Consider the following 11,994-nt stretch of genomic DNA (forward strand, 5'->3'; position numbering starts at 1 on the left):
TGTGAAATATTCGCCGGAGTAAGACTCCTGAAAGAAGATTTTTCCAATTTCGCGGACCAATACACTACGGAGTGCATCATACGTCCATATTACTTTACCCGCAACCATCGGCGCGCCGAATAGTTAGTGGCGGCGGTTGTAAAAAGCACGATGAAGATAGAACTAATAGGCATAAGAATGGCTGACACTGCGGGCGACAATTGCCCCGTAATCGCGAACGAAACACCCACTAAATTATAGAGCAACGAAATGCCAAAACTGGTTTTTATAATGCGCTGTCCGGACTGCGCCAGCCGGATGTACCTGGGCAGTAAGGGTAGCTTTTCGCCCTGTAAAAGTACATCGCAGGCGGGCGAGAAGTTGTTAATGTCGTCCGAAACGGCCAGCCCTACGTCGCTTTGTTGTAAGGCTCCGGCATCGTTGAGGCCGTCGCCCACCATGAGTACGTTCCGGTTTTGAGTTTGTTGAAGCTTCTTGATAAAATCGAGCTTTTGCTCTGGTTTTTGCTGAAAAAGCAGGTGAGAATTATCCCCGAAAAGTTCGCCCAGAAACTGCGGATCGGTGGGCTGATCGCCCGATAACAGGTAGGTATCGTAGTTTTCGGCCTGCAGGGTAGCTACCGTAGCGGCCAGGCCGGGCCGGTAGCGCGGACGAATCGCAAAGTACCCCCTGATATTGCCGTCGACTGCTACGTAAACGTGCGGATTTTGGGGAGGGGTACCTTCGCCGAATTCAGATGGAATTCCTGTCCCCTCACCTACCCAACGGAACGAACCCAGACGTACCGATTGCCGCCCCCACTCAGCCCGGATGCCTGCCCCTTCCTGCTCGTAGAATTGGGTGAACGCTTTTTTGCTCGTAGGTACCTCCGGTAATGCTTTCACTAGCAAGCGGCTCAATGGATGTGACGATTGGGTAGCCAGGGTTTTGAACATACTCTGCTCTTTGGCAGTCAAAGGTACCCCCACAAACTCCACCTCCGCTTCACTGGGGAGCGTTATCGTTCCTGTTTTGTCAAATACGACCGTATCGGTCCTGGAAAGGCGTTCGAGAGCGTGGGCATTTTTGAGATAAAAGCCGTGCTTGCCGAACAGGCTCAGCAGGTTACCATTGGTGAAAGTAGCCGAAAGCAACAGGGCACACGGACAAGCTACCAGCAGGACCGTCGTAAACGCATTGAAGGCGGTTTCCCACTGCCCTGCTACCGACCATACCACAAACGTGACCGCCGCCAGCGCTAATACGACAACCGAGAAATAACGGTTGATGCGTGCGGCCAGCGTTTGGTTCTGATCTTCTTTTTCTTTGGTAAAGGCATCATTGTTCCAGAGTTGTGTCAGGTAGCTTTGGGAGACGCGCCGCACGATTTCCAGCTCTATAGCCGGACCGCACTGCCGTCCCCCGGCGTAGAGGATATCTCCCTTTTTCCGTTTCACCGGTTCCGCTTCACCCGATACGAAACTGTAATCAATAAGCGTCGCGGGGCTTGCCAACGTGGCATCCGCCGGAATCAGTTCGCGGTTGCGTACCCTAATGCGGTCGCCGGGCCGCAGATCCTGTACGGGTAGCCGCGTTTCGACGCCGTCGTTTACGACCGCGACGGCTATGGGGAAGTAGGATTTGTAATCGCGATCGAAGGCGATACTGGCGTAGGTTTTATCCTGAAAGTACCTTCCCAATAGCATGAAGAACACGGCTCCGGCTAACGAATCGAAGTACCCCGATCCACTTTGCGTAATGACCTGGTAGATACTCGTCAGAAAAACACTCAGCAGTGCGAGGGCAATGGGCGCGTCGATGTTGAGGTACCTTCCCCGCAGGGCTTTCCCGGCCGACACAAAAAATTCGGAAGCACTGTAAAAAAACACCGGTACGGCCAAGGCTACATTCAGCGTGGTAAACAAGCCGCGCAATTGCTGGTCTTCGGTACTTTGCCCAAGGTTGAAATACTCGGGCAGGCTCAGCATCATGATATTGCCAAAGGCAAAACCCGCAATGCCGATCTTGTACAGACGCGTACGGTTCCATTTGGGAGGCCGCTTGTTTTCTACATCATTCAGACTGATGTAAGGCTCATAACCGACCCGCGCCATGAGTTCAGCCAGTTGGCTGAGTCTTATTTGGGCAGGGTCAAAGGTAATACGAACGGTCTTTTCGGGAAAGTTGACAACCGAACTCCTGACGCCCGGATGCAAACGGTGCAACTGCTCCAGCAGCCAGATGCACGAACTGCAGTGCATTTTGGGTACCAGCCAATTGACCCGCTCCTGCCGCCCATCGGTAAATTCCAGTAATTTGGTGCGCATGTCGTCCAGGTCCAGATGGGCGAACTTACCCTGGTAGAAATCCACGTCAGGCGAGTTGCCCTTTCCATCCGTGAAGCGGTAGTACTGGCACAGGTCATTCTCCTTGAGCAGGTCATAGACCGTCTGGCAGCCTTCACAACAGAAATCGTGGTGATCGTGGCTGATTGGCTCATCGCGACAGCGTTCGCCGCAGTGGTAGCAAAGGGTAGGTTCGGCGGTAGGTACCTGTGTATTGGGTTCGTTCTTTCCCATGAAAGTGTAGCGCTGGGGTACTTTACAAACCCCAAAATTCGCTCCACAATTTTCCTAAAAAGATGACGTACCCTTCTTGAAAAACATGACTTTGATCAGCTACCGAATACTAAAGTTTCCAGCATTACAGCCTATAATTTCTTAGATTTAAGGAAGTTAATCCTAAAACCTTAAATCAAAAAGCCATGAAAAGGATTGTCAATCTTGGTACTCTACTCCTGATTTTGTTCACATTTTCCTGTAAGGACGGTAGCAAAAATAAAGTGACGCCCAACCAGTTTTCACAAAAAGTACTGAATGTCGCTTCCCAAAAAATCATCGATGATTTAAAAGCGCAGGGAATGCCCGTTTACGGGGGAACTACTGAGCCGTTGGTTCAGGGAATATTTCAGATGCAATCCCTTGTGTTCGTAAAAGATTGGGCAGCGAGTAGTATTTCCAGAGTCGGAGCCAAGGCTGACGCCACTAAAATGCAGTTCGTTGCCGTGGACTTTATTGACCCTTCGGATCATGAGACCGTCGATATATATTTCAAGTTGGCGACAAGTTCAAATGCTACTTTTTGGAAAGGAACGGTATCTGGAAATGGGAATTTATTCACGGCCTTCACGGAGGTACTCGCTCAGTATAGTGACGGAACTTCATTGGTTTTGATAATTGCAATCTCTGGGGAAATCACTCCTGATGGCATCAAGGATTATCATTTCGCCCAATATGTTAAAGAAATATCGAATGATCCCAAGAAAGTTTTTTCAGTTGGTTCTATCGTTATTTTGAAGGAGGAAGACAGCTTGGCGGAAAAGACCAGCGTTTTCTAACGATCAGATTTTAAAGCAACAGTGATTTCAAGGCGCTTTGCTTTATGTGGTGTTTTACGTTTACATTAGCATTATCACCAATGCCATAGCACGTCCTATCAAATCTCAAGCGCATTTTCCGGGATAAATAAGAAGTCTCGAATAAAATTAGGCAGTTGTTGGTGAGAACATCAACAACTGCCTCAGAAAAATCCTGATTTTAGTCAGGTGTGGGTTCATAAGCACCGAATCAGGCTGACGGGCTATTACGTGGTAATTCCTATCTTAGCGATCAGAACCCCGAATGCACTCGCTCCTACCCATGCGGAAACTCGTATCTGCCTGTTTGCTTATCCTGTTATTTACGCCAATCCTGGTTGCCCAACCCGTACCTACCCTTCGCCTTTCAGATATCAAAAATGACACTTCACTGATTGGCCTGGCCCTATGGCGCATTACGGCACAGCCCCCGTTTCCGAACGACACACTGGCGGTTTCAACGTTTCATACTTTCGGGGGTGGGCAAGAATCAGGGCGTGATAGTGTCTATTGGGCCCGATTTGATGTACTTAACGATACACCCTACCCCCAACGTCGGATTTTTGATTCGCCCGCTCAGAATGATGTCGTTCATTTCTATATCTCGCCCGACCGTTTCCGCACGGTACGGCACGAGCGGGTAGGACGTTTCGTATCCTACTGGGAGGTAGCCTACCGGTATAGCAATTATCTGCTACCGGTGGATTTTTCGCCCGGCCAAACGCTTTCCTTCCTGATCAGAATCGATAACCGCTATGCGCTTTTCTCTGACCCCAATGTACGCTTTATCACGGAACAAAGCCTGAAGGATAGCTTTTGGGAAAGCTATTCGAGCAACTTCAATGGCGCGTACCTTAGCGTGCTGGTTCTGGGCGCGGTACTGGCTATCTTTTTGTTCGTCGCTTTCCTATTCATCACCACCCGCGACTCCCTTTATCTATACTATGGTCTATATCTGGGTGGCGTAGCCCTGTACTTCACTCTGAAAACCGACTCGTTGTTTTTTATGGGCTACTGGGTCGATGGCTTCCCCATAACCGTCAGCCTTATCAACGAACCTCTGCAACTGATTTATACTGCGCTCTATATCCGTTTTTCCATGGGACTGCTGCGGATCAGGGAGCATGATCCGCACCTGGACCGCTTCCTGAATATTTCCTGGAAGGGATTGATAGACTATGCTTTCCTGGTCTTGTTAGTTTCGGCGGTCATCTGGAAGCGTGAGTTTGAACAGAACTTGCTCATCTTCGACCGGGTGGTGCTGCTGGTATTCAATGTGGCCATGCTGGTACGTATTCTCCAAAAAAACCGCTCGCCTCTCCTGACGTACTTTTTGATCGGTAATGTTTTCTTTATCACCGGCGTAGTACTTTCCACCGTTACCAGCCTGGGGCTGATTGATAGGGAAGTGTACGCAACGCTTTCACCGATCAACTTTTTTCAGATTGGCGTTCTGTGCGAAATCATGTGCTTTTCGTTTGCGCTTGGCTACAACGTAAGGCTACTGGAACGCGAACGAAACAATAATCAGCGGGCTTACATTGATCAGTTGCGCGTGAATCAGGATATTTCGGAAAAAGCAAACCGCGAACTGACCGAAAAGCTAGACGAGCGAACTCGGGAAGTGATGGCCATGTCGGAAGCCATGCAAGTACAGAAAGAAGCACATTTGCGGTCGGAGTTTGAGTTTCAGCTGAGTGAAATGGAAATGCAGGCCCTGCGGGCGCAGATGAATCCGCACTTTATTTTCAACAGCCTCAACACGATTCGGTACTTCGTACTCAACAATGAGAACGACAAGGCCAGCGATTACCTGGGCAAATTTGCCCGCCTCCTCAGGATGGTACTCCAAAATTCCAGCGAGAACACGATCCCGTTGAGTGAAGAACTGGAGGCCCTGCGGCTGTACCTTGAAATTGAAGCGAGGCGCTTCGGAGAAAGTTTTGGGTATGAGATCAGGGTACCTGAAGACTTCGATACGGACGGCCTGCAGGTACCCCCGTTGCTACTGCAGCCTTTTGCTGAAAATGCTATCTGGCACGGCTTGTTACACAGCCCTAATCCCGACAAGCAGCTCACTGTAAGGGTTTCGGAAGAGAAAGACTTTTGCCTGTTTGTGATTGAGGACAACGGAATCGGCAGGCAGAAAGCCCGCCAGATGAAGAGCCGCTCGGCCCACGTCAAGAAATCGTTCGGTATGCAGATCACCAGTAAACGGGTGGAGCTTTTTAACAAAAACTTTTCCTCCCAAATCCAGATTGCGGTAAATGATGTGGTAGGACCGGATGGCGAGGTTGCAGGTACCTCCGTAGAAATTCGCTACCAGTTGCCCGAGTAGCGTATAATGGAGAATGATAGAATTCGTGAATAAAAACTATTCTATCATTCTCTCATGCCATCATTCAAAACTATCTTCCCTTACATCTTCACGAACTCTACCCGGCGGTTGTTGGCTTTGCCTTCGGGAGTAGTGTTGGGAGCGGCCGGAGCGGTTTCGCCCTTGCCGTCGGTTTCCAGACGGCTTTTGTCGATTCCGAATTCAGTCACCAGGTTTTCTTTTACCGACTCAGCCCGCTTTTTGGACAGCGCCATATTGGTTGCATCGTCCCCATCGGAGTCGGTATGCCCGATAATCTTCACCTTTACCGCTGGATTTTCGGAGAGCGTGCCGGCAATATCCTTAAGAACGGCATAAGACTCGGGCCGGATGGTAGCGGAGTTCACATCGAAGGTAATTCCCGTTGTCACAAATTTGCCTTCGGTGATCAGCTTGGAACGCGTGTCGGGTGCACCGACGGCCAGGCGAATGTTTGATACGAACATCTGGTCATTTTCCCTGGACAGACTCGAATGAAACCGCATGGCGTTCAAATTGATGTCCGCGGGAAAAATGCGGGGTAGGTCGAATACTTTCAGGTCGTCCACATAGATCCGCAGTCGCTGCTTCTGCCGCCACATCGCTACATGGAAAATCTTACCGTTGTTGTCAGGGTTGATGACGTTGGCCATGTCGCGGTTGCCCTGCAAATCGGTGCGGTAGGCATTTGGGTCAGTCTGAACCAGTGAAACGCTGCCCGATCCCATACCGCCATTGATTCCAAAAACTGCCCCCCGGCCGCCACTTTCACTTTGGATATTGGCGTCATTTTTTTCTGCCTCGTAAAATGCCGTGTAGAGCCATTGCTGGTAGGCATACTCTTTGTCTAAGTTATTATAAATCAGGTCGTATTCGAGCGTAAAATTATCGGGTAAGTTTTTTATAAAATCGGGAATATACGATGCGCTCTTCGTCTGATTGAACATGAGCCATTTGCCCTCGTAGCCTTCGATCGTCACCACTTCGGCCGAGCCATTGGTATTCCACTTAGCCGGAAAATCACCTACGGCATCCTGGGAGAAATCTTCGGAGGCCACAATTTTTTCACCCGGCACAAAATCAAACTTGCTGTACGATTTAAAGGCGGCTTTTTCAGAGCCAGCCCCTTGGGCGGCTTGGTCGTTAGCATCCCCGCCCGACATGCGTCCACCCCCATTCTGGCTTTCAGAGGTTTCCGCGGTACCATTCCCATTATTTCCACCCTCTTCCTTCTTGACCTCCTCCTTTTTATCTTTTTTCTTAAAGATACTCCCGATACCTTCTTCCAGTTTGTCGAAGCCCTTGTCTACAGCCTGGTCGATGCGGCGGTTGGCGCGGTTTTCGGCCTGCCTTTCGATCACGCGTTCGGGCCTATTGATGCGGATCTGAGCCTGGCTTTCCCAAGCGATTGCAAAGCCCATTGTGGTTAATAATGCGAATATTTTAAACGATTTCATTGGTAATGAGTTGGTTGGTGATTCTGAATCCGATGGGTAAATATACCATTTATTGCCTTGAGATGCCCAAAAAATGAGTAAGCGGACAACAAAGGCTTAGTTCCGGAAAGACCGCACTTTGAGCAAAGTATTCAAAACATCTTTCCGGCTCCGCGATACCGTAATTTCGCTGCCATCCGACATCACCACATACCCTCCGTCCGAGCGCAGGTACTTACGGAGGTGATCCAGGTTGATCAGATGAGAGTGGTGAATACGGGCAAAATTGGCGCCTTCCAGCAGTTCTTCCACTTCCTTCAGTGTGCGGCAGATCAGGGTAGGGCTATTCCCGCCCTGATAAATCCGGGTATAGTTGCTATCCGACTCACAACGGATTATTTCCGCAATCTCGACGTATTCGACGCCCTGGGTAGTGGGCAAGGCAATTTTCTGGGGTACCTGCTGCTCGCGCAGCAACATCGTACGCAGAAACCCTAACTGCCCTTCCAGATCGTGCTGCCGTTGTTTCTCACTCAATTTGCTTACACATTCCTGAAGCTCTTCGGCATCGATGGGTTTGAGCAGGTAATCGAAGGCGCTATATTTGAAGGCTTTCACCGCAAACTGGTCATAGGCAGTCGTGAATACGACGTCGAAATTCTTGTTGGGTACCCGGTTCAAGAGTTCAAAGCCATTGTAGACCGGCATTTCAATATCCAGAAAAACCACATCGAAATCACCCTGACCCAACCGGAGCAAGGCCTCTTCCGAGCGATTGAACTTGGCCAGTACCTGTACACCCGGGCAATAACTGCGCAGCAGAATGTCCAGGCTTTCGGTGCAATGCAGTTCATCATCTACGAGAATAGCTTTCATGGTTTTATCGGCAGATTGTCAGGTTCCTTTTTTATAAAACAAATATAAAGGTACTTTCCAGGGATCAGGCGCTCAAATCGCAAAGGGTTGAAACGAGAGATCTACCGTCCTGCCCTTAGGTACCCCCCCCGCTTGCCAGGTACCCCGGCATGTGATTCGCCCGCAAGCTCGGGATTTCCAAGGGTTACCCGCAGATCCGTGCCGAATTGTCGGTTGAGCAGCCGCAGGCGCTCTCCAACCAAATCCAATCCGGCCTGATCGTGTGGCTTCAGCCGGTCAGAAAGCCGCTTTGAGCGCCCCTTGCCATTATCTTCCAGGAGCAGATGGTACCGGGTTGATTTCTTGATCAGTTTCAACTGAATGGCTCCCGCTTCCTCCCGCTGCTGCAAAACGTGCCATATGGCATTCTCCACGTAGGTATGCAGCACCAAGGAAGGTACCCATACGTACGCAGGGTCGATCCCGGGCTCGATGGAAGTGACGAAATGGATCGGCTGACTGAACCGCATGCTTTCGAGCTTTATGAAAAGCCGAATGGTCTCCATCTCGTCAGACAGCCTGACGAATTCGCGGCGTGAATCGGCCGTGATACGCCGCAATAGCCGGGCAAACAGCGTGAGGTACGAAGACGCCATTGTAGGATCTTCCCTCAAAATGCGGTAATTGATCGCATTCAGATGATTGAACAAAAAGTGGGAGCTAAATTGCGCGCGCAGTAGCTTCACTTCCAACCGGGCCATTTGAAGGTCAATATCCAGAGGCATACATAGCAATAATCTTCCTTTGGGAGGACGGATGTGCAGATCATTTTATCGAATATACGGACTTGGAAACGGACTTGCGCGCGTTAGTGAGCAAATCAACTCCCCGAAATGGCAATCGGGGTGGATGGGCTATCATTCGGAGGGCACGACTTGTAAAGCTCCGTACCAACCTCGTAACTTGCGGCCCAATTGAAGCAGCACTATGACCACGACTTTCCCCACGGAGCGTATTGACTTGAAGCCTGGCAAGCGGGCGTATTTTTCGTCCGACTTCCACCTGGGTGCCCCCAGCCCCGAAGCGAGCCAGGTGCGCGAGCGAACCATTGTGCGCTGGCTCGAAAGTATCCGACCCGATGCCCAGATTATTTTTCTGGTAGGGGACATTTTCGATTTCTGGTTCGAATACAAGCATGCCGTACCCAAGGGCTTCATCCGCTTGTTGGGAAAACTCGCCGAATTGGCCGATGAAGGTATTGAACTGGTTTTTTTTACGGGCAATCACGACATGTGGATGGCCGACTACTTTGCCACCGAACTGGGGGCAGCGATTCACCGGGCGCCCGTTCGTTACCTTTTCCGCACGGCACAGGGTACCCAGCGTACCCTGTTGGTGGGCCATGGCGACGGGCTGGGGCCGGGCGACCACGTGTACAAGGGATTGAAAAAGGTATTTGAAAATTCGCTCGCCCGCTGGACGTTCCGGCAACTACATCCCGACGTGGGTCTGCGCATTGCCACAACCTGGTCGAAACGCAGCCGTATTTCCAATAGTAAGAAAGGGGAAGAGACTTTTAAAGGCGAAGCGCAGGAATGGCTTTTCCTGTATTGTCGTGAAGTAGAAGCCGTCAGTCCGCACGATTTCTATGTTTTTGGGCATCGCCACCTACCCCTTGACCTGCGAGTCAGTGAAACCAGTCGGTATATCAATCTGGGAGAATGGGTCAACCAACAGACCTACGCGGAATTTGACGGAGAGAAGATGGAGTTACTGGTATACGAAGAAGACCGGGCCCAGAAGCTTAGGAGAACAAAAACTCAGTCCTAGCGAACTACACACCGTACCCACGCCGTAACAAACCCTGCCGGGTACCTTCAACTGAAAAACTCACTTTTTGATAAAATCCTGCCGGGTCATGTTTTCGCGGGGAGTCTGATTCAGATCTTTACGATATTCTTTTTTCTTCAGGTCACCATCTTGCACCGACTTGATGAATTTACCCCAGGCAAACGGATTCAGGAACGGAAAGGTAGTCGCAAAGCCCTTATTAGCTGCCGATTCCCGCCCGAACAATTGTTGGTCCATCGTGTAGCGGTAGTTGGTTTGCGCATTATTGGGCATTTGGGCGGCCATCCGGTTTATGTAGTCAATATCGGTACTGCGAGCCAGGGCGTCACGGTCGGCCTGATCGGGTAATTTCAATGCCAAAAAGGCCTTCTTGAATTCTTCTTCGGTAGCGTAGGGGTACACCCGTACCTCAGCCAGCATCGTGACCGACTCCTGCATGGCAATGATCGCCGAGTAGGTTTCGGCATTGTAGTTTCGCGGAATGATGTGGTATTGAGTCTTGTACCCTACGTAGCTAAACACGATACTATCGCCCGGAAAAACGGGAATTGAAAAATAACCCGCATTGTACCCGTTACTGGATAGGGTACCCCGGCCCGCCTTAGGAAGATAAATGTACGCCCCCGGTAACCGCTCGGTCGACTTACCTGCTACAACTACCCCCGTGAAGATAATGGCCTTCTGCTCACCCTGTGCCTGGGCTTTTGAGCCAAAAAAGGTTGCAGAAAGCAATAATACGATTAGTAGGAGGTTGTTTTTCATGCTCATATGTTGGACTGGCTTTGGGCCATAATCTTTTTATACTATCTATAACAAGGTACCTGAAACTTACCGTATATATTACCTCAGGTAGAAGTTTAGTTGGATTTCATAGTCCTTTGAGTCAAAACGCACCATCCCCCCCCTAATTGTTCCTTTTTTTCAATAAAAGGTTGCCCGGCCTACGAAAAAAGCTTCAAAAAAGTGACGATGAAAGGGGCCGAAAGTAATAATCCGTCGAAGCGGTCCAGAAAACCGCCATGACCCGGAATGGTACTTCCCGAATCCTTGATGGCTATGCTACGCTTGAACAACGACTCTACCAGATCGCCGTAGGTACCTGTCACTACGATGATGCCTCCGATACAAAACCATTTCCAGGGCTCGAATGTGTGGAAATACAAGCCCAGTACAAAAGCAATCACCGTGGCCGAAAGTGCCCCACCCACCGCGCCTTCCCACGATTTCTTGGGCGAAACACGCTCGAATAATTTACGCCGGCCAAACTTGGTGCCGGCAAAATAGGCCCCGATATCCGTAGCCCACAAGAGCAAGAGGCTACCCAGCACTATTTCAAAATTATACACCCCGCCCCGCATGGCCATGACCACAATGAGTGAGAAAGGCAGCGCTACATAGATAAGCCCCAGAAATGTGAAACCAATGTTCGTAAAAGGTTTCAGGTCATTTTTTTTGTAGAGCTTGATAAAGAAAATCATTGCCAGAAACGGACTGATCAGGAAATAGTTTTCAAACGCGATCAGGCCCTTCTCGATCACATACGTGAGCAATACCAGCAACACCCCACACAAGGTACCATAAAAGGTTAGGGGCAGGTTGCCATCCAACCCCAGCAGCTTGTAGAATTCGAGCTGCGTGAACATGCTCATGGCACAAAACAGCAGGGCGAACGTAAGATCACTATATAAAATGGATGACACGATAATGGCCACTCCGATGACCGCCGCTACGACCCGCTGTTGTAAATTGCTCAGGCTATTCAGGCGTGACTTCATTGGCTAACAGCGCTTTGGCGGCTTCGACGTACTCAACAGGCACCAGCACTTCGGCATAACCAAAAATATTGGAATAGCTGCTGTCTTTTCTGTCCATGATTACCGCATCGATGCCGTTCTGCTCCAAAAGTCCACGCGCGATCTCGGCCTGTGCCGAGTTTTTAGTATTCATTACACTTTCCCAATTCTCCATATTGCTGTGTATTAATTTAAAAGTAGATACTGGACTCAGGGTACCACATTTTGGTCTAAAATAAGTATTTACCCGTCATCTTGTCAATTCCTCAGCTTATTTTTACTCAATCTTCAAATCCTGTTGCCAGCCGA

The 11,994-nt window shown here is 49.9% G+C and carries 10 protein-coding genes; 3 read left to right on the forward strand and 7 right to left on the reverse strand.

Annotation, left to right across the window (positions count from 1 at the left end):
• Positions 1–89: 89 nt before the first annotated feature.
• The gene (locus GBK04_RS03990) at positions 90–2,558 is read right to left on the reverse strand and encodes a heavy metal translocating P-type ATPase (protein ID WP_152757043.1); all 2,469 of its coding nucleotides are present in this window, start codon (positions 2,556–2,558) and stop codon (positions 90–92) included.
• Between the two features lie 185 nt (positions 2,559–2,743).
• On the opposite strand from GBK04_RS03990, the gene GBK04_RS03995 reads away from it, so the two are divergent.
• Both GBK04_RS03995 and GBK04_RS04000 read left to right on the forward strand, forming a co-directional pair.
• On the forward strand, positions 2,744–3,376 hold the full coding sequence (locus GBK04_RS03995) for a hypothetical protein (RefSeq protein WP_152757044.1): 633 nt from the start codon (positions 2,744–2,746) through the stop codon (positions 3,374–3,376).
• Between the two features lie 301 nt (positions 3,377–3,677).
• Positions 3,678–5,732, forward strand: coding sequence for a histidine kinase (locus GBK04_RS04000; RefSeq protein ID WP_373330699.1), 2,055 nt, complete (start codon positions 3,678–3,680; stop codon positions 5,730–5,732).
• An 80-nt stretch (positions 5,733–5,812) separates the two neighbouring features.
• Here the strand turns inward: GBK04_RS04000 and GBK04_RS04005 are convergent, their stop codons facing one another.
• The 3 genes from GBK04_RS04005 to GBK04_RS04015 all read right to left on the reverse strand — a co-directional run bounded on the left by GBK04_RS04005 (position 5,813) and on the right by GBK04_RS04015 (position 8,826).
• Positions 5,813–7,207, reverse strand: a complete 1,395-nt coding sequence (locus GBK04_RS04005; RefSeq protein ID WP_152757048.1) for an OmpA family protein — start codon at positions 7,205–7,207, stop codon at positions 5,813–5,815.
• A 96-nt stretch (positions 7,208–7,303) separates the two neighbouring features.
• On the reverse strand, positions 7,304–8,062 hold the full coding sequence (locus tag GBK04_RS04010; protein WP_152757050.1) for a LytR/AlgR family response regulator transcription factor: 759 nt from the start codon (positions 8,060–8,062) through the stop codon (positions 7,304–7,306).
• 101 nt (positions 8,063–8,163) lie between these two features.
• Entirely contained in the window at positions 8,164–8,826 is a 663-nt protein-coding gene (locus GBK04_RS04015; protein WP_152757051.1) for a sensor histidine kinase, read from the reverse strand.
• 202 nt (positions 8,827–9,028) lie between these two features.
• On the opposite strand from GBK04_RS04015, the gene GBK04_RS04020 reads away from it, so the two are divergent.
• Positions 9,029–9,871 (forward strand): UDP-2,3-diacylglucosamine diphosphatase, encoded by an 843-nt coding sequence (locus tag GBK04_RS04020; RefSeq protein ID WP_152757053.1) that lies wholly within the window; start codon positions 9,029–9,031, stop codon positions 9,869–9,871.
• A 60-nt stretch (positions 9,872–9,931) separates the two neighbouring features.
• Here the strand turns inward: GBK04_RS04020 and GBK04_RS04025 are convergent, their stop codons facing one another.
• From GBK04_RS04025 to GBK04_RS04035, 3 genes are all read right to left on the reverse strand, one after another.
• The gene (locus GBK04_RS04025; RefSeq protein WP_152757055.1) at positions 9,932–10,654 is read right to left on the reverse strand and encodes a carboxypeptidase-like regulatory domain-containing protein; all 723 of its coding nucleotides are present in this window, start codon (positions 10,652–10,654) and stop codon (positions 9,932–9,934) included.
• A gap of 179 nt (positions 10,655–10,833) precedes the next feature.
• Positions 10,834–11,667 carry a phosphatidate cytidylyltransferase gene (locus GBK04_RS04030; RefSeq protein ID WP_152757057.1) on the reverse strand — a complete coding sequence of 278 codons (834 nt, stop codon included), beginning with the start codon at positions 11,665–11,667 and terminating at the stop codon, positions 10,834–10,836.
• A complete protein-coding gene (locus GBK04_RS04035) occupies positions 11,648–11,860 on the reverse strand; it encodes a putative signal transducing protein (protein WP_152757058.1) in 213 nt (70 codons plus the stop codon). The genes GBK04_RS04030 and GBK04_RS04035 overlap by 20 nt, the downstream gene beginning before the upstream one ends.
• Between the last annotated feature and the right edge of the window lie 134 nt (positions 11,861–11,994).

Source organism: Salmonirosea aquatica (assembly GCF_009296315.1).
Taxonomy (GTDB): domain Bacteria; phylum Bacteroidota; class Bacteroidia; order Cytophagales; family Spirosomataceae; genus Salmonirosea; species Salmonirosea aquatica.